This window comes from uncultured Roseovarius sp. (genome assembly GCF_913057115.1).
In the GTDB taxonomy this organism is placed as follows: Bacteria; Pseudomonadota; Alphaproteobacteria; order Rhodobacterales; family Rhodobacteraceae; genus Roseovarius.
In genome coordinates this window covers 1-18,517 of record NZ_CAJXNN010000004.1, presented here as the reverse complement: position 1 = coordinate 18,517, position 18,517 = coordinate 1, and the positions used below count along the sequence as shown (strand labels likewise).

At 58.0% G+C, this 18,517-nt stretch carries 19 protein-coding genes and 1 tRNA gene; 17 read left to right on the top strand and 3 right to left on the bottom strand.

From position 1 onward, the window contains the following. The first annotated feature begins 15 nt into the window (after positions 1-15). The 12 genes from QZ498_RS02890 (at position 16) to modC (ending at position 11,181) form a co-directional block, all read left to right on the top strand. On the top strand, positions 16-513 hold the full coding sequence (locus QZ498_RS02890) for a MarR family transcriptional regulator (RefSeq protein WP_294620057.1): 498 nt from the start codon (positions 16-18) through the stop codon (positions 511-513). Continuing rightward, positions 510-1,211 (top strand): response regulator, encoded by a 702-nt coding sequence (locus QZ498_RS02885; protein WP_294620055.1) that lies wholly within the window; start codon positions 510-512, stop codon positions 1,209-1,211. Before QZ498_RS02890 ends, QZ498_RS02885 begins: the two co-directional genes overlap by 4 nt. Before the next feature lie 434 nt (positions 1,212-1,645). Continuing rightward, positions 1,646-3,049 carry a 3-isopropylmalate dehydratase large subunit gene (leuC, locus tag QZ498_RS02880; protein WP_294620053.1) on the top strand — a complete coding sequence of 468 codons (1,404 nt, stop codon included), beginning with the start codon at positions 1,646-1,648 and terminating at the stop codon, positions 3,047-3,049. Then, on the top strand, positions 3,049-3,654 hold the full coding sequence (gene leuD / locus QZ498_RS02875; RefSeq protein WP_294620051.1) for a 3-isopropylmalate dehydratase small subunit: 606 nt from the start codon (positions 3,049-3,051) through the stop codon (positions 3,652-3,654). The genes leuC and leuD overlap by 1 nt, the downstream gene beginning before the upstream one ends. 416 nt (positions 3,655-4,070) lie before the next feature. Next, positions 4,071-4,862, top strand: a complete 792-nt coding sequence (locus QZ498_RS02870) for a hypothetical protein (RefSeq protein ID WP_294620247.1) — start codon at positions 4,071-4,073, stop codon at positions 4,860-4,862. A gap of 68 nt (positions 4,863-4,930) precedes the next feature. Continuing rightward, entirely contained in the window at positions 4,931-5,929 is a 999-nt protein-coding gene (locus QZ498_RS02865; RefSeq protein ID WP_294620245.1) for an endonuclease/exonuclease/phosphatase family protein, read from the top strand. A gap of 77 nt (positions 5,930-6,006) precedes the next feature. Then, positions 6,007-7,110 carry a 3-isopropylmalate dehydrogenase gene (gene leuB, locus QZ498_RS02860; RefSeq protein ID WP_294620049.1) on the top strand — a complete coding sequence of 368 codons (1,104 nt, stop codon included), beginning with the start codon at positions 6,007-6,009 and terminating at the stop codon, positions 7,108-7,110. 100 nt (positions 7,111-7,210) lie between these two features. Continuing rightward, a tRNA-Pro gene (locus QZ498_RS02855) sits at positions 7,211-7,287 on the top strand. A gap of 98 nt (positions 7,288-7,385) precedes the next feature. Next, positions 7,386-8,528: an amidohydrolase gene (locus tag QZ498_RS02850; protein WP_294620047.1), complete on the top strand. Its 1,143-nt coding sequence runs from the start codon at positions 7,386-7,388 to the stop codon at positions 8,526-8,528. 86 nt (positions 8,529-8,614) lie between these two features. Next, positions 8,615-9,403, top strand: coding sequence for a molybdate ABC transporter substrate-binding protein (modA, locus tag QZ498_RS02845; protein WP_294620045.1), 789 nt, complete (start codon positions 8,615-8,617; stop codon positions 9,401-9,403). Between the two features lie 3 nt (positions 9,404-9,406). Next, positions 9,407-10,102 (top strand): molybdate ABC transporter permease subunit, encoded by a 696-nt coding sequence (gene modB, locus QZ498_RS02840; RefSeq protein WP_294620043.1) that lies wholly within the window; start codon positions 9,407-9,409, stop codon positions 10,100-10,102. Next, positions 10,099-11,181, top strand: a complete 1,083-nt coding sequence (gene modC / locus QZ498_RS02835; protein ID WP_294620041.1) for a molybdenum ABC transporter ATP-binding protein — start codon at positions 10,099-10,101, stop codon at positions 11,179-11,181. The genes modB and modC overlap by 4 nt, the downstream gene beginning before the upstream one ends. Positions 11,182-11,269: 88 nt before the next feature. On the opposite strand, the gene QZ498_RS02830 is transcribed toward modC, so the two are convergent. The 3 genes from QZ498_RS02830 to QZ498_RS02820 form a co-directional block, all read right to left on the bottom strand. After that, the gene (locus QZ498_RS02830; RefSeq protein WP_294620038.1) at positions 11,270-12,385 is read right to left on the bottom strand and encodes a site-specific DNA-methyltransferase; all 1,116 of its coding nucleotides are present in this window, start codon (positions 12,383-12,385) and stop codon (positions 11,270-11,272) included. 89 nt (positions 12,386-12,474) lie between these two features. Next, on the bottom strand, positions 12,475-13,107 hold the full coding sequence (locus tag QZ498_RS02825) for a ribonuclease HII (protein WP_294620036.1): 633 nt from the start codon (positions 13,105-13,107) through the stop codon (positions 12,475-12,477). Between the two features lie 90 nt (positions 13,108-13,197). After that, positions 13,198-13,713 carry a hypothetical protein gene (locus QZ498_RS02820; RefSeq protein WP_294620033.1) on the bottom strand — a complete coding sequence of 172 codons (516 nt, stop codon included), beginning with the start codon at positions 13,711-13,713 and terminating at the stop codon, positions 13,198-13,200. Positions 13,714-13,899: 186 nt separating this feature from the next. On the opposite strand from QZ498_RS02820, the gene QZ498_RS02815 reads away from it, so the two are divergent. From QZ498_RS02815 to QZ498_RS02795, 5 genes are all read left to right on the top strand, one after another. Then, on the top strand, positions 13,900-14,142 hold the full coding sequence (locus QZ498_RS02815; RefSeq protein ID WP_294620031.1) for a hypothetical protein: 243 nt from the start codon (positions 13,900-13,902) through the stop codon (positions 14,140-14,142). Between the two features lie 16 nt (positions 14,143-14,158). Next, complete coding sequence (locus QZ498_RS02810; RefSeq protein ID WP_294620029.1) at positions 14,159-14,863, top strand: hypothetical protein; 705 nt, start codon at positions 14,159-14,161, stop codon at positions 14,861-14,863. A 238-nt stretch (positions 14,864-15,101) separates the two neighbouring features. After that, the gene (locus QZ498_RS02805) at positions 15,102-16,370 is read left to right on the top strand and encodes a tyrosine-type recombinase/integrase (RefSeq protein ID WP_294620027.1); all 1,269 of its coding nucleotides are present in this window, start codon (positions 15,102-15,104) and stop codon (positions 16,368-16,370) included. 1,113 nt (positions 16,371-17,483) lie between these two features. Beyond that, positions 17,484-18,119, top strand: a complete 636-nt coding sequence (locus tag QZ498_RS02800; RefSeq protein ID WP_294620025.1) for a recombinase family protein — start codon at positions 17,484-17,486, stop codon at positions 18,117-18,119. Between the two features lie 126 nt (positions 18,120-18,245). After that, on the top strand, positions 18,246-18,517 hold a 272-nt coding region (locus QZ498_RS02795; RefSeq protein WP_294620023.1), incomplete at its 3' end, for a hypothetical protein.

The window sequence follows — 18,517 nt, the reverse complement described above, 5'->3', positions numbered from 1 at the left end:
TCAGAGGGGTGCAGCATGCCGGACCGTCAAGGTGGTGAGACCCTCCTTTTTCTAACCGACGAACAACTGCGTCAGGGCATCGAGGCAATGTTTTTTGCCTATCGCGGGTTCACCGCCGATCCTGACCGCATTCTTGCGACTCTTGCCTACGGTCGGGCGCACCACCGGGCACTCCACTTCATTTCCCGATGCCCCGGAACCACGGTGAACAACCTTTTGGGTATTCTTGGCGTTACCAAGCAATCCTTGAACCGGGTCTTGCGGACCTTGATTGAGGACGGCTTGGTCGAAAGCCACATTGGCACGTCGGACAAGCGGGAGCGAAACCTGCATTTGACTGACGAGGGAAAATCTCTTGAACGCAAGCTCTCGGATGCGCAGCGCAATCGCATGCGAGCGGCCTATCGCGAAGCAGGTCCAGAAGCCGTTGCTGGTTTCCGGCAAGTGTTGGAGGCCATGATGGATCCGGAGTTGCGCCGAAAATACCATGCTATCCGGGAAAAGGACACATGACAGCACCCGCGCCCCACCTTCTGATCGTGGATGATGATGAGCGCATTCGCGGTTTGCTGCGCAAATTCTTGGCGCGCCACGGCTTTCTTGTGTCCGTTGCTCGCGATGCGGAACATGCAAGACGCATTCTTTCCGGGTTGGAGTTCGACATGATCGTGATGGACGTGATGATGCCGGGTGAAGATGGCGTCGCGCTGACACGATCGTTGCGGGAAAAGATTGCGACGCCAATCCTGCTTCTTACGGCCAAAGGTGAAACCGAAGACCGGATTAGTGGTCTTGAGGCGGGCGCGGATGATTACTTGGCAAAGCCCTTTGAGCCCAAGGAACTGCTGCTTCGGATCAATGCCATCTTGAGGCGAATGCCAGATCCTGAGATCGAGGCGACTGCCCCCAAGGTTTTGCAAATGGGTTATGTCCGTTTTGACATCGAACGGTCCGAATTGATGCGCGGTGACGAAACGGTACGCCTTACCGCGACCGAGGTTCAACTGATGCGTATCTTCTCGGAAAACCTGCGTGAGCCAGTAAGCCGCGCAATGCTGGTTGAGGAATTGGGCCGCGACAAGGGACAAGCTCAGGAACGGGCGGTGGACGTGCAAATCACGCGCCTGCGCCGCAAGATCGAAGCCGATCCAAAGCAGCCCCGCTATCTCCAGACTGTTCGGGGCGAAGGATACATGCTCGCCCCGGATTGACGGAGCTTGACCCAAAGCGTTTCGCGAAAAACCTGCACCAAGGGTCTTCGCGAAATGCCGTGCTCCGCTCACTCGTTGCAGGCGTTCCGCCTTTCACTGCTGTCTCAGGTTAAAGCCGGAATGCCCTAATTGAGCGCCTTCGGCGCACAGGTTGGTTGAGTGCAGGGGGCGTTGCCCCCTCTTGGCCTTTGGCCAATTCACCCCCAGGATATTTCTGGCCAGAAGAAAGGGGCTTTTGGGTTTGGGCGCGCAATCCCCTTGATAGACTCAGGGTTCGACTGTATCTGACAAAGCATGACACGGATTTTCGACATGGACGATCGCGCGCGCCTGCCCTGGCGTTTCTTTGGTGCGACCATGACGGTGCTGTCGCGCCTATGAACGGCATGCACCCTGTTCAGCCTATTTTCGATCGCCAAAACGGGAGAGGACCAATGTCCCCCAAAACACTCTATGATAAAATCTGGGATGCGCATCTTGTGCACGAAGCCGAGGATGGCACATCCCTGCTCTACATCGACCGCCACCTTGTGCACGAAGTGACCAGCCCGCAAGCCTTTGAAGGGCTGCGTATGGCGGGCCGGAAGGTGCGCAAGCCGGAAAACACCATCGCAGTGCCGGATCACAATGTTCCGACGACGCCGGACCGCGTGAAAGGGATTAAGAACGAAGAAAGCCGTATTCAGGTCGAGGCGCTTGACAAGAACGCCAAGGATTTCGGCATCAACTACTATCCTGTGAACGATGTGCGCCAGGGTATCGTGCATATCGTCGGCCCTGAACAGGGCTGGACCCTTCCGGGGATGACCGTGGTTTGCGGCGACAGCCATACCGCCACGCACGGCGCCTTCGGCGCATTGGCACATGGTATCGGTACATCCGAGGTCGAGCATGTTCTGGCGACCCAGACCCTGATTCAGTCCAAATCGAAGAACATGAAGGTAGAGATCACCGGGCAGTTGCGCCCCGGTGTGACGGCCAAGGATATCACCCTTTCGGTGATTGGTGAGACCGGTACCGCCGGCGGCACCGGTTACGTCATTGAGTATTGTGGCGAGGCGATTCGCTCGCTTTCGATGGAAGGGCGGATGACCGTCTGCAACATGGCTATCGAGGGCGGCGCGCGTGCAGGTTTGATCGCCCCGGACGAGACCACCTTCGAGTATATCAATGGCCGTCCGCATGCGCCGAAGGGCGCACAATGGGAAGCCGCGATGGCATGGTGGAAAACGCTCTATTCCGATGACGACGCGCATTGGGACAAGGTGATCACCATCAAAGGCGAGGACATTGCTCCGGTTGTCACTTGGGGCACATCGCCGGAGGATGTCCTGCCCATCACTGATACTGTCCCGAATCCAAGTGATTTCGACGGTGGCAAAGTTGACGCCGCCAAGCGCGCGTTGGAGTACATGGGCCTTCAAGCAGGCCAAAAGCTCAGTGATATCGAAATTGACACGGTCTTTATCGGCTCCTGCACCAATGGCCGGATAGAGGATCTTCGGGCCGCCGCCGAAATCCTGAAAGGCAAAAAGATCAAGGAAGGTCTGCGTGCGATGGTCGTGCCCGGTTCGGGGCTTGTGCGCGCCCAGGCCGAGGACGAAGGCCTTGCCGACATCTTCAAGGACGCCGGGTTTGAATGGCGGCTCGCGGGTTGTTCCATGTGCCTTGCGATGAACCCGGATCAGCTTAGCCCCGGTGAGCGTTGCGCAGCCACGTCGAACCGGAACTTCGAGGGCCGTCAAGGCCGCGGCGGGCGCACGCATCTGATGTCGCCACAAATGGCAGCGGCCGCTGCCATCACCGGAAAGCTGACCGACGTTCGGGAGATGATGTAATGGAAAAGTTCGAAAAACTTACAGGTATCGCGGCACCGATGCCGTTGATCAATGTCGATACTGACATGATCATCCCCAAACTGTTCTTGAAAACCATCAAGCGATCGGGCCTGGGCAAAAATCTGTTCGATGAAATGCGGTTTGACGACGATGGCCACGAAATCCCCGATTTCGTGCTGAACAAACCGCAGTACCGCGAGGCGGAGATTCTGGTTGCCGGGGATAACTTCGGTTGCGGTTCCAGCCGCGAACATGCCCCTTGGGCGATCAAGGACTTTGGCATTCGCTGTGTCATCGCGCCCAGTTTTGCCGATATCTTCTACAATAACTGCTTCAAGAACGGCATTCTGCCCATAGCTTTGCCGCAAGAGCGGGTCGATGTGTTGATGAAAGATGCCCAGAAGGGCTCGAACGCGCGGATGATTGTGGACCTTGAAGCCCAAACCGTCACCACATCGGATGGCGAGATTGTGGCATTTGAGATTGACGCTTTCAAAAAGCACTGTTTGCTTGAAGGTCTGGACGACATTGCACTGACCTTGGAAAAAGGCCCTGCAATTGACAGTTTTGAGGAAAAAGCTGGCGCGGCGCGCCCTTGGGTCTAAGCGAAAACATGAATTTTGGAATGGCCGCTGCGGTTTTTTGCTTTGGCGGCCATTAATTTTCCCAATATGTAAACCGTTTCTTAGCGAATAGCGTGTAGGCTATAGTAGCGGCAGGCTGGAGAACCGCTACATTTTGTGCCCGCGCACAAGGCCGTCAGATTTTCGCGCCTGTATTGATGCATTCTCGCACCACTCAATCCATCAAATTGCCCGAAAATCAATGTCTTGTGAGACAATGACTTGAGCCGGAAAGCGAAAGTAGGCAAAAATTGGGCAAGAATGAGGCAATCCGCGACGACAAGCGGGGTCAAGTTGGAACAACGGCGCGGCAACGTATCGCGACGGACCAGTTTGAAGGGAAATGGGCAGTGGTTTCGCAGCTGACAAGCGCGCTTTTACGTGCAGTCATGGTTGGTATGATGGTGGCCACACCGTCACTGATCTTGCCGCATACAGCGGCCGATACCGCGCAAGTCGTGGTGGTCTTGGCCATCCTCGCCGCATGCATGACCTTCATCGAATACTATGGCCGTTATCCCAGCTTTATTGAGTTTCGATTTGCACCCCCGTTTAATCGCATGCGTTTTATTGGCTTGTTCGTGACCGTTGTTCTTCTATCCATGATCTGCCGGGGTCAAACCGACCCGACAGGGTGGACAATCATAATCACGAAAGCTGGCGCTGTGCTCGGGGGGCTTATCGACTTCCCATTCTCACCTGTTCGGCTTGTCGTGTTGATGATGCCAGATGGTGCCGACCCTGAGCTGATTTCTACAGTACGCATAGCGGCAGGTATTTCCTATTCGGTGTCCGTGGCCATGATGATCGTCTTTCTCGTGCTCGTGCGTGGGTTCGGCTGGCCGGTGCGAAATGGTGCGTTCAATGTCTGGGTCAACTTGCCGCTCTTCGATCCGACAGGTGGCGGCGATGTTCTGCAACGTCTGCGGCGCGATTCCGGTCTTAACATTGTGTTAGGGTGTTTGCTGCCATTCTTGATTCCGGCGGCCATCAAGGCGGCATCGGATTTCGTGGATCCGGCCTTTATGTCCAGCCCGCAAACCTTGGTGTGGACGACAACGGCATGGGCTTTCCTACCTGCAAGTATGCTGATGCGCGGGATCGCCATGGGGCGGGTCGCCCAGATGATCGAAGACAAGCGCCGCCGCGCTTACGCACAGGCCGAACTCGAGAATATGCAGCGCGCCTAGCCGCCTGCCTTTGTGCGCTGGTCTTGAACCTCGCGCCTCTTGCGGCGGAAACCCTACGTATCGCAACGATGAATGCCGCGCTCGAACGCAATGGCCCGGGCCTCTTGCTGCGCGACATACTCCGAGACGATCCACAAGTTACCGCTTTTGCCGCGGTCGTTCGACGAGTCAATCCCGATATTCTGGTACTGCAAGGCGTGGACTATGACCATGGTCAAGTTGCGCTGACCGCTCTACGAGACCGTATAGCGGACTTGGGAGGGCCGCGATTTGCCTATCTTTTTGCTCGGCGGCCAAACACCGGAATGACAACCGGACTCGATATGGACGGGGACGGTTATCTTGGACGAGCACGGGATAAGCAAGGCTACGGTTGGTTCGCTGGCCAAGGCGGTATGGCCATACTCTCGCGCTATCCATTTGATATCGACGGTGTGCAGGATTTCACGGCATTGAAATGGAAGGATATTCCGGGAGCTCATTTGCCCAAGTCCAAGGGTGCCCCCTTTCCATCAACCGCTGCCCAAACTGTGCAGCGCCTGTCTTCCGTGGCCCATTGGGTCGTCCCGGTGGTCGTTTCGAAGAATAGGTCGCTCCACATCTTGACCTTCCATGCCACGCCCCCGGTGTTCGATGGTCCCGAAGATCGGAACGGCCGACGCAACCATGATGAAATCCGTTTCTGGCAACTCTACCTTGATGGCAAATTCGGACAGCCACCTCGGAGTGAATTTGTTCTTGTTGGCAATGCCAACGTTGATCCCACCGACGGTGAGGGGCGAAAAGAGGGCATTCAAAATCTCTTGGCCGACCCGCGCTTGCAAGACCCAAAGCCCAAGCGGCCCGTATCGCGAAACGCCAATCGGTTTGACGCCGAAAGACTGGATACCGTGGCATGGCCCGATGATGGCCCCGGCCATCTCCGGGTTCAGTATATCTTACCATCGATTGATCTTGATGTGCAGGGCGCGGGTGTTCACTGGCCACCAAGCGATGCGCCCGAGGCTGCCGATGCACGTGCCGCGGGCCCGCATCGCATGGTTTGGGTCGACCTTGCCATGCCTTGATAAGCCCGGCTTTCTTGACCATTGCCGGTACTCAGGCTAGGCGATGTCCAACTTGATCAACTCGAAGGACCCACGCCATGAGTACCCCCTCGCTTCTTATTCTCCCCGGTGATGGCATCGGCCCCGAAGTCATGGCCGAGGTCACCAAGATCATCGACTGGTTCGGCGCCAAGCGCGACATGCCTTTTGATGTAAGCGAGGATCTGGTCGGTGGGGCCGCCTATGATAAACACGGCACGCCCCTGCACGACGATACCATGGCCAAAGCGCAAGAGGTTGACGCAGTACTTCTTGGAGCGGTGGGCGGCCCGAAATACGATGTGCTGGACTTCAGCGTGAAACCCGAACGCGGCCTTTTGCGCCTCCGCAAGGAAATGGACCTTTTCGCCAATCTGCGCCCGGCGCAGTGTTTTGATGCATTGGCGGATTTCTCAAGCCTAAAGCGCGATGTGGTTGCAGGCCTAGACATCATGATCGTCCGCGAGTTGACCTCCGGCGTCTATTTCGGAGAGCCGCGCGGCATCTTCGAAGAAGGCAACGAGCGCGTCGGTATCAACACGCAACGCTACACTGAATCCGAAGTGGATCGTGTTGCACGTAGTGCCTTCGAACTGGCCATGCGCCGCAACAAGAAACTCTGCTCGATGGAAAAGGCAAACGTGATGGAATCCGGCATTCTTTGGCGTGAGGTCGTTACCGAAGTGGCCAAAGATTACCCCGAGGTCGAACTCTCGCACATGTACGCCGATGCCGGCGCGATGCAACTCTGCCGCTGGCCCAAACAGTTCGACGTCATCGTGACCGACAACCTGTTTGGCGATCTTCTGTCCGATGCCGCCGCCATGCTGACCGGGTCGCTTGGTATGCTTCCCTCGGCTTCGCTGGGTGCCCCGATGGCCAATGGCCGGCCCAAGGCGCTGTATGAGCCAGTCCACGGCTCCGCGCCCGACATCGCGGGTGAAGGAAAGGCCAACCCGATTGCCTGCATTCTCAGCTTCGCCATGGCCCTGCGCTATAGCTTCGACAAGGGTGACGAGGCCACGCGCCTTGAACAAGCTGTCGAGTCGGTACTGGCTGAAGGCAAGCGCACCGCCGACCTTCTGGGTGAAGAGGGCGCACAACCGGTTTCGACCAGCGAAATGGGCGACGCAATTATCGCCGCCTTGGACAGCAGCCTTTGACCGTGGCGCGGGCGGCATCGCCACCCGCATTTCCCATCCACGACAACCGATTCCGCCCTTGCATTTCCCAAGACGCGGGTTTAATCGCCTGTCTCACGGTCGGAGTGTAGCTCAGCCTGGTAGAGCACTGTCTTCGGGAGGCAGGGGTCGGAGGTTCGAATCCTCTCACTCCGACCAAGTTCTCGACATCCAACTTTTATGACCTAGGGCTGCGTTTCGCCCTGTTGCGCAGGTATGTTTTGCCTAAACTGTCGCAAACCCGACAGGAGGCCTCGATGCCAAACGATCCACAAACCCTCACCTCGCTTCGGCGCGAGTTTCATATGGCCCCGGAACTCGGCTTCCACGAGGTGAACACCAAGGCGCGTGTTGCGCAAATCCTGCGCGATCTGGGGCTTGAGGTGCATGAAGGTACCGGCGTTGTTGGCATCCTGCGCGCCGGTCAAGGCAATCGCGCCATCGGCTTGCGGGCTGATTTGGATGCCCTGCCGATCCATGAAACCAGCCGACACGACTACCCCTCGCAAACCCCCGGCGTGATGCACGCCTGCGGCCACGATGGACATATGACCATGCTGCTCGGCGCGGCCCAAACCCTTTCCGCCAATCCGGAATTCGATGGCACCGTCGTCTTTCTGTTCCAACCGAACGAGGAACACGGCCTCGGTGCCCGCGCCATGATCGACGAAGGCGTATTAGAGCGCTTCCCGATCGAGGAGGTCTATGCCATCCACAACCTGCCGGGCGCGCCTTTGGGCCAGATTTCCACCCGCCACGGGCTTATCTGTTCCAGCGAAAGCCTGTTTGAAATCCATATCCAAGGGCAGGGCGGCCATGCCTCCATGCCGCAGGCCGGGCGCGATGCCATCACCATCGGGGCCGAAATGGTGCAGGCCTTGCAAACCATCGTGTCACGCAAACTGGCCCCCGGTGCGGGCGCGGTGGTTTCGGTGACCGAGTTCCTCACGGATGGCCAGCGTAATGTCTTGCCCGGTCATGCGACGCTCAAGGGCGATGTGCGCGCCCGCGACCCACAGGACCGCGAGGCGATTGAAGGCTTAATGTGCCAAATCACCGAAGGTATCGCCAAGGCTCACGGCATCACCGCTGAGATGACCTTCAAAACCGAGTTTATCGAAACCATCAACGCGTCCGAGCCGACCGAGGCAATTGTCAACACCGCCCGCACCATGGGCCTCGACACCCTGGCAGATCGCCAACCCATGAGCTTTTCCGAGGACTTCGCGCATTTCGCCGCCGCCGTTCCCGCCTGCTTCCTGCTGATGGGCAATGGCGAGGAGGGGCCACACGCCCAACCCCTGCACAGTAGCGATTATGACTTCAACGATGCGCTCCTGCCCATCGGGGCCGAGTTCTGGGCCAAACTGGTGCGCAATCGCCTGCCCAAACCGGCCTGACCTGCGCGCATTGGTCCGTTCGGGTTTTCTTGCGCTTGGCGGCTAAGGGGTTAGTCTCGCGCTACTGCAATCAACGGGCACATCACATGTGGAGCGCGCACATCAAATTGGGCTTAGCCAAGCTGCAACTTGCGGCGGCTTTGGTCTGCGCGTTTCCTGCCGTATCTTGGGCGGATGAAGTCACCGTTTTCGCGGCCTCAAGCCTGACGGATGCTCTGCAAAAGATCGAACCGCTGTTCGAGGCGGAAACAGGCCATGACCTGCGGCTATCGCTGGCAGGCTCCTCGAAACTCGCCCGACAAATCCAGATGGGCGCGCCCGCCGATGTCTTCATTTCAGCCAATACGGATTGGATGAACCGTTTAGAGGAAGAGGGGCTAATCGCCTCTGAAACTCGCCGCGATCTGCTTGGCAATGCGCTGGTCCTCATCGCCCATGATCCCGATACACCGCCCGTCACCATCGACAAAAGCCTCGATTTACCCGCCCTTTTGGGCGACGGGCGTTTGGCCATGGCCTTGGTGGATGCGGTTCCGGCGGGCATCTATGGCAAAGCCGCCCTGCAACATTTCGACCTTTGGGAAGGCGTGGCCCCGCAAGTTGCGCAAGCGGGCAGCGTTCGCGCGGCGCTCGCCTTTGTCGCGTCAGGCGCCACGCCGCTGGGCATCGTCTATGAAACCGATGCCAGCGCCGAAAAAAGCGTGAAAGTGATCGCCCGCTTCCCTGCCGGCTCCCATCCTCCAATCCTCTACCCGGTGGCGGCATTGACCCCGGTCAAAAAACCCGCAGTATCTGAACTTCTAAGTTTCCTAGACACCCCTGAGGTACAGGACATCTTCACCAAGGCGGGCTTCACCCGCCCGGCGGGGCAATAAGTAATGGACTGGCTCACCCCCGAGGAATGGCAAGCCGTGGCGCTCTCGCTTCGCGTGGCCTTTTGGGCCACGCTCTTCTGCCTGCCCATCGGGGTCTTTACCGCCTATGCCTTGGCCCGCTGGGCCTTTCCGGGGCGGCAACTGCTCAACATTCTGGTCCACCTTCCACTGATCATGCCGCCCGTCGTCACGGGTTATCTGTTGCTGATCGCCTTCGGCCCACAAGGCGGGCTTGGTGCGCTCCTCAAAGAGACCTTCGGCCTCACCTTCGCTTTCCGTTGGACGGGCGCGGCACTCGCCTCGGGGGTCATGGCCTTCCCCTTCATGGTCCGCGCCGCGCGTCTTTCGATCGAGGCGGTTGATCCCAAACTGGAACAGGCCGCCGCCACCTTGGGTGCCTCGCGCGCATGGGTCTTTGTCACAGTGACACTGCCGATGATCCTGCCGGGCATCTTGGCGGGTTGTGTGCTGGCCTTCGCCAAGGGCATGGGCGAATTCGGCGCGACCATCACCTTCGTGTCCAACATCCCCGGCGAAACCCAAACCATCCCTCTGGCCATCGACCTCGCGCTTGAAACCCCGGGTGGCGAGGGGCGGGTGATGCGCCTTGCGCTGATCTCCATCGCCCTCGCGGCAGGGGCTTTGGCCCTGTCCGAATGGGTCTCGCGCCGCGTGGCGGCAAGGGTAGGTGGCGTATGACACTCGCTTGCCATCTCAAACATGCCTTCCCCGGCTTCACCCTCGATGCCCACTTCGAGGTGCCCGAGGGGTTAACCGTGCTCTATGGGCGCTCCGGCTCGGGAAAAACGACCGTGGTCAATGCGGCTGCGGGCCTTCTGCGCCCCGATGAAGGGCGCATGCAGGTCGATGATTGGCTACTGTTCGACACGGCCCAAAAAGCATGGCTCCCGCCCCACAAACGCCGCGTCGGCTATATCTTCCAAGAAGGGCGCCTGTTCCCACACCTTACCGTCGCCCAAAACCTGCGCTATGGCCACTGGTTCGCCCCAAAAGGTGCAACTCCCGAACCTATGGACCGGGTGGTAAATATGCTTGGGCTCGGCCCGCTACTGCATCGCCGCCCCGCCGCTCTTTCAGGGGGCGAAAAGCAACGTGTCGCCATTGGCCGGGCGCTTCTGGCCGCCCCGCGCATGATCTTGGCGGATGAACCCCTTTCCGCCCTCGACGACGCCCGAAAGTCCGAGGTGCTTCCCTATTTCGAACGCCTGCGCGACGAGGTGGAAATTCCCATCCTCTACGTCACCCATTCAGCGGCCGAGGTGGCCCGCCTTGCCACCACCGTCGTCACCCTCGAAGACGGTCGCGTGACAGGCCAAGGTACCGCCGCCGAGGTGCTGGGCGATCCATCCGTCACGCCGCTTGGCGCGCGGGCGGCGGGCGCGGTGCTTGAGGCGACGATCACCAAACACCACCCCGATGCCCTGACCGAGCTCAACGCCGGTGGAACGCCGCTGTTCCTGCCTGCGCTCGCCCAACCCGAGGGCAGCAGCGTGCGGGTCCGCATCGCAGCACATGATGTGATCCTCTCCACCACGGAACCCGCCGACCTTTCGGCCCTCAACATCCTGCCCGGCACCGTCCAAGACATCCGCAGCGGCCAAGGCCCCGGGGCCATTGTTTCGCTCGACACAGCCGCCGGACGCATCCTTGCCCGCGTCACCCGCCGCTCGGCCGAGCGCCTTGACTTGAAAACCGGCACGCCCTGCTATGCGGTGATCAAATCCGTGGCCCTCGCGCCGCAAGACATCGGCGGATAAAAAAAGCCCCGCCACAAGGGCGGGGCACGAGGTAAGTGCCTAAAGCGTCAGGCCACAGGCACCGGCGGTGTTCAGTTGTTTATGTAATTCAGTTCGGACGCTCGGCCATCTCGGCGCGGATCTGCTGCCGGAAAATGTCGATCGGCACGCGCTTGCCTTCGCGCTTGATGCACCAATAGGTCCAACCGTTACAGCTTGGTGCGCCTTCCAAGGCGGCCCCCACCTGATGGATGGAGCCACGCACATCGTCGCCTACCAGCGTACCATCGGCGCGGACCTTGGCCTTGTGGCGTCCATTCATGCTTAGAAGCTCTTCGCCCGGGCGCAGCATGCCGCGTTCGACAAGTTGGCCGAAGGGGACGCGCGGCTCGGCACGCTTGGCCTTGGACACTTCCAGTGCTTCGCGATCGAACTTGCGGATACCGGCCAACCGCTTCTCCGCCACCTTGCGATAGGCTGCCTCGCGTTCGATCCCGATGAAATCCCGGCCCAGCATCTTGGCCACGGCCCCCGTGGTCCCGGTGCCAAAGAACGGGTCAAGCACCACGTCGCCCGGGTTGGTGCTGCCCACCAACACACGATGCAACAGGCTTTCGGGTTTTTGCGTCGGGTGGGCCTTGTCGCCGTTGTCATCCTTCAGGCGTTCGTGCCCGGTGCAAATCGGCAAAACCCAATCGCTGCGCATCTGCACGCCTTCGTTCAGCGATTTCAGCGCCTCGTAGTTGAAGGTGTATTTCGCGCCCTCGGCCTTGCTGGCCCAGATCATCGTTTCATGCGCATTGGTCAGACGCTTGCCCCGGAAATTCGGCATTGGGTTCGACTTGCGCCAAACCACGTCATTCAAAATCCAGAACCCCTCGTTCTGAAGCGCGGCCCCGACACGGAAAATGTTGTGATAACTGCCAATCACCCAGATCGCACCATTGGGCTTGAGCAACCGACGCGCCGCCTTGAGCCACTCACGGGTAAAGCGGTCATAAGCCTCGAAACTGGCAAATTGATCCCAGGCATCATCCACCGCATCTACAGCGCTATTATCAGGCCGATGCAAATCGCCCTTCAGCTGCAAGTTATAGGGTGGATCGGCAAAGATCAGGTCCACGGATTGTTCGGGAAGACTGTTCATCATCTCGATGCAGTCGCCGTCCATGATCGTATTGAGCGGGAGCGCTTGCGCACTCTTGGCTTTGGTCATCGTTTTCATTTTCTGCCTCTGTCCCGGCGCTTTGTGCGCTCTGGTCGTTGAGGTCAAAGATGAGTCAAAGCTGATTCGCCGTCAATTTCTTTTTTGAATCAGTCACTTATAGATTTTTCTTGATACAAGATATTGTGTACCGGTTTGAAAGAACGTCTATGGTGTGGGGTCACACCAAGATTTTGAAGGGCCTCTTTGTGGGTTTTTGACGGGTATCCCGCATTGCTTTCCCACCCATAGCCGGGAAACTGTTGCGCCAAATCCCACATGATGCGATCGCGCCTTATTTTGGCCACAATTGAGGCCGCCGAAATCGACAAAGAAACCGCATCTCCGTTGATGATTGCCCGCGCCGGAAGGGTCAGGTCACCGGGGATCATATTACCATCAATCAGCGCCATATCGGGCGCGCTGGACAACCCCGCAATCGCCCTCTCCATTGCCAGATGCGAGGCACGCAGGATGTTCAGTTCATCAATCTCTTCGACCGTGGCATGCGCCACCGACACCTCGGCACAGTCCATCAGCGCGTCATGCAAGGCCTCGCGCCGCTTCGCGCTGAGTTTCTTTGAATCGTGCAATCCTTCGGGGATATTCCCGGGGTCCAAAACCACCGCCGCCGCCGTGACCGGCCCGGCCAAGGGGCCACGGCCCACCTCGTCTACGCCAGCCACACGGGCGAACCCCTGCGCGATGGCCGCTTGCTCATGGGAGAAATCTGGTCCTGTCATAGGCTGCTCAAACCACGCCGCGCCCGGAAATGCAAAAGGGAAGGGCATATGCCCTTCCCTTTTGACTGCTCGATTATCCGGTGCCAGTGCTTACCAGCGGGCATTCGCCTCGCGGTAGCCATGGCGATAGAGGCACCGCCCGCGATAGATCGTGCGCATATGCCCATGACGGCCCCGTACACGGGTTTCGCAATTGCGCGGCAATGAGTTCACGTAGCTATAGTTGCGGGCAAGGCAGCGGCGGCCAAAACCACGAATGTCCCGGCCATGGCGCACGCGGGCCTGAACTCGGCAGGCACCGGGCAACAGCTTGCGCTTCACCCGGTCGGGCAGGGGGCGCGCCCCGTCATATCTGTGGTGGCGATGGCCCAGCTTCCGGCCATGGCCGCGATGGCGATTGTCGTGGCGCAGGTGATCACGGTTGCGGGTCACGACACGATCCTTGTCGTCCTTGGCGTCGGCGATGGCCGCACCAAGAATGGCAAGCGCGGCGACCCCGGCGATGACCTTGGCCACGTCTTCACTGTCGGCGCGGGCAGGGGCAGCGCTCAGGCCGGTTACCGCCATTGCGGCAGCAACGATAAGGGTAATGAACTTGCGATGCATGGGTCTTGTCCTTTCATCAGGTTGATCCCGGGCCCGGCCTGCATGGCCAAAGCCGATGCCCCAATCTGTGCCCCGCACCTAAAGACAGGCAATAACGGCCCCCTGTTATTGGATAACAGCCTGCTTTGGGCCCACCTGCATCGCATGGATATTGAATAGCCACGCCATTCGGCGCACTTTGGGCGCATGACAAAGACATTCCTCTCCCTCGCCCTGACCGGCGTTCTCCTTCTTGCCACGCCCTCCTTGGCGCAGGCCGCCTGCACCGCCGAATACAAGGCCAAGCGCGATAATCCGCTGGAACTGCATTACGATGTGGCGCAAATCAGTGGCCCCTGTACGATAGAGAACGCACGCGCACAGTTGGCCGATCAACTGTCCCGCCGGGGGCTGATCCTTCTCAAGGTGCTCTCGGTGAAAGACCAATGAAGTAGGGGTTTGCCCGTTGTCCGAGTCTGAAACCACCGCCTCTGATGCGCTCCGCTCCGGCACCCGCGTTGTCACCTTCGGGGTGGCCGCCGTGGTGCTGATCCTCGCACTGGCCGCCGTTTTCCTGTTCCTGACCCTGCCCGACGCCAATGCCTTCAACGCCCGCGTCGAACGTATCTTTGTGGAAAACGATGCGCTCACTTCTGATGCCGAGATCAAGCTGCTGGAAATCCTCGCCCTCTCCGGCACGGCATTCTCCGAAACGCTCACCAGCTACCGCATGGTGATCTTCGTGCTCTTGGTCTTTGCCACGGCCCTTCTGGTGGCTGCCCTCGTGTTCCTCTTGATGCTCGTCGCCCTCAACCGCCGCATGGCGCAAATCGAACGCTCTGGCATTCAGGTCAGCTCGCTTTTGATCAGCCGCGAGGAAAACGCCGTCTACCTCAATAACCACGGCTTCAAACTCACCGACGCGGCCATGGAAACCCTTTCGATCCTCGCCGAGGCCCGGATGGACGACGACGTGCTGACCGGTGCGCAGATCGAGGCGATGATCTCGGGCCGCGCGACGGAGGACTGCGAAGAAGCCGCCGGCGCCACCCGCATCAAACGCCTGCGCGATACATTGGGCAACCAACTGGTCAGCGAACTTCTGGTCAAAAACATCGCCCGCCGCGGCTATATGCTGGCCATCGACAAGGATGTGATCCGGGTGATCTAAACGGTGGGGGCCACACCCGCCTCCCTCTTCGGCGCGTCCCGCGCCTGTGACCCAAAGGGGCGCGCGGCTTTGCCGCGCGAAGGCAAAGAGGATAGGGCCATCTGGCGACCCCGGCAGGAAGGGATACCTGAGCTTATAGTAGGCCTTATATACTTGATTTAAATATGTTCTTTAGGCATGTATGCCATACATTTCGCCACACATTCTGGGTGTAGTTGTGAAGACGAAGAACCACCACATGATCAAACGCGGGGATCGCTGGCATCTTAAGTTGCGCATCCCCACAGACGTGCAATCGTTCTACGAGGGGCGGTCGTCCATGTTCATTGAGCAGTCCCTCAAGACCAGTGATGTAATTGCTGCAAGACAGCTCCGAGACGCCAAGCTGAAAAACTATCAATCACTGTGGTCTGAAATGCGCGTCCGACTATTGCGAGAGCAAAGGCCTAGCGCATCTAAAGCGACTGAATACGTCGGTGACGATACCTTGTTGATTGAGGAACGAGAAGAGCAGCTAGACGATATACCTGAACACATATCTTTGCTGTGGGATAAGATTGATCGGTTGGCATATCCCAAAGCACCATCAGGGGGCGTGGATGAACTCAACGAAGCACGTGAGGAAGTAATCAACAGTCCTGAAGGGTCCAAGATATGGCGGGAGATACAGATACTGCAGGGGTCACTTACGCCGCTTGAACCATACTGCTGGGAATGGTTCGAGACAAAGCGAGGCAAAGCACACAAGACCAAGATTGAGTATCGCCGCGCCATTTCGATCTTACTCAGCAGCTTCACTAGCAAGGAGGAAATCACCCAGCGCAAGGCGAGGCGGTTCCTGCACGACCTTCTAACTGCCAATGCGAAAGCAACGGTGCAGAAGTACACAACAGCCTATCGAGGCATATGGCGTTACCATGGATGGAAAAGCGATGCAGACATGTGGTCAGTCCGCGAAATGGACAGCGCGGTAGGAACAACCAAAGTACGAGCTGTAACCGATGATGACTATCTGCGGATCATGGATGCCATTAAAGGAACTAGAAAGCGCAGGCTGTGGCTGGCAATCAGGATTGCGGCTTACAGCGGCGCATCACGAAGCGGCATCTGTGGCTTGAAACTGGAAGGCGCGGATACTGATAGACCCTCCCTATACCTGCCAGAGACAAAGAAGGACTGGCGAACAAGGCGCATACCCTGCCACCCAGAAATACTAGAGGACGCAGCCGAATGGGTTAAGTCACCACTCGCCCCTACAACGCTAACGAATGAGTTCACAGAGGTGAAGCAGAAGCTGGGATACGGAAGGGACTTGGTCTTTCATAGCCACAGACATTCCGTTGCTAACAAGCTGGAAAACGCGCGTGTCAGTTCACGGGAGATTAAGCGACTACTAGGTCATAGGATCGGCAGCATCACGTTTGACACGTACAGTGCAGAGGGTCTGGGGTACGACGTGTTGAGTGAGGTGGTGGGGCAGATTGTTTGGCCGAAGGTGGAGTGGTGAAGATGCAGCCAACCACAGGAGTCTCAGAGAGAGTCTGTGAGTGCGCTTGACCCCTTGGTGGCACCTTGCCCACCCGAAAGACATTAGGGCGACTCAGTGAGTCTCTCAGCGCTTCTACGGCCCTAATCAATTAAGTGCCACCATCAGACATTACATACATGTCGGGGGCCTCTCTAGGGGTAACTGCAAGCTGAAGACTTCATGCTGCTGATACCTGTTGCTCTCCTTGCCAGACCTCAATCGTGGGGGGGTAAGGGGGGGGCATCTGGGGATGCAGCTGAAGATAGTATTGATGGGTAAAGCTATAGCTATAGCTATGCTATTCGCCTTGAGCCTATGAGCTTAGGGTTAAGAGCTTATGTTATGGAGACCTCCCCCTCCCAGCAGGTAGGAGGTCAATAAAGCATAAGTGTAGATACCTACAGCTATTGAGCATACTTAGACTTAGCCCTGCCGAAGCTACGGCTAGGACTGAAACGATAGAAGTGCAGCGTTCACGGTTTGAGATTCCTGCAATGTTTTCTGCCGCAGATTTCTGAGCGGCCTACCATATAGGTAGCGATTGCTTTTGTTCCCCCATGGTAGGGGTGGGTGCTATGGATGCTGAATGGTATTGAGGGGCCAGCCAAGAGGACAGCCCCTTAGCGCTGCACTCAACGCCCCTCAGCGGCCACTAAGCTGGAGGAGGTCAGGTAGACCCTCAACCTACCTATGCTTAGCAAGTATTCCGTAGTATGGCTGGGGCCTCCAAGCACCTCCCAGCCAAAGCGGCTAAGCGTGATGGTGTCGAGCTGCACGTACAGTCTTCCAATGTACGGGATGGTGATCCAGATGAGGTCTTTCATATTCGCGTGTCCTTCTGCTTTGGAACCACGCAAGACGTTGATAACAATGCCAGTCGGCATAACCCGCCTTGCTTCTAGCTCTATCCTGCCTTGACCCAACACACAAGCTGCGACCTGCAGCAGACAGCTGTGGGTTTATGAGTTTTGTCCGTAAGGGTATAGCCTAGCGTACATTAAGGCATCTGCCCTAAAGTGTGTACGCAAGGCTTGACTTGAGTCTACGTACAGCATAATGTGCGTACACAACCCAAACGGACATTAGGGCATCATGAGCAAGACCATCCTTTACGCGCGTGTCTCCACTGCAGACCAAACACTTGACCACCAGAAAGCTCAGGCTGAGGCTGCAGGCTTCGAAATTGACGAGGTGATCGCGGATCATGGTGTGTCAGGTGTCAGCACCACACTGCAGGAACGGCCAGAGGGGAAGCGTCTTTACGACAAGCTGCGCCATGGTGACATTCTGGTCGTGCGCTGGGTGGACCGTCTGGGCCGCAACTACCAAGACGTCACCGACACCATCCGCCACTTCATGAGGCAGGGGGTCGTGGTGAAGACGGTGATTAATGGCCTGACCTTCGACGGGGCCACAAAAGACCCCATGCAGGAGGCTGTGAGAGACGCGCTGATAGCCTTCATGGCTGCGACGGCACAGGCACAGGCTGAAGCCACCAAGGAGGCGCAAAAGGCGGGCATAGCGGCTGCTAAGCAGGACGGCACCAAGTATAGGGGTAAGAAGCCGAGTTATGATCGGGAAACGCTAGGCGTGGTCTTGGACATGCTGAGCAAAGGCTCAGGGGCTTCTGAGGTCAGCAAGGTGACCGGGCTGACGCGGCAGACTGTTTTGCGGATTAAGAAAGACCCTGCAGCGGCTGAGGGGGCGTTGAGCAAGTGGAAGATGTAGTCTACACGTCTCCAATCTAACATTTATTCCAGTTGCTCATGCTTTACGCGAATAAACGGGGCCTTGATCTACTTGCGTGGTGTTTGACGGCGCTCCATGATGTGCGAAATGAGATCGGGGGGCCTAATGGCAAACATTGAAGAAATGGTTGAAGAGACGCGGACTTCGCTGGAGAGGGTACAGCAGTTTGACGCGCAGCAGCTGGTACAGCGTGAAAAGCTGGGTCAGTTAAGCTTTGAGGATGCGGTCGAGCCAGCCAAGAAGCTCGTAGGGCTGTTTCTCCAGTTGCCCGCAAGCATAGTTGAAGCGCTCCCTGTCAATGAGCTTAAAGCGATCAAGCAGCAATCAGACGCAACATATCAGCTATTCCAAGACATCCTCGATTTCGACATGGAGCA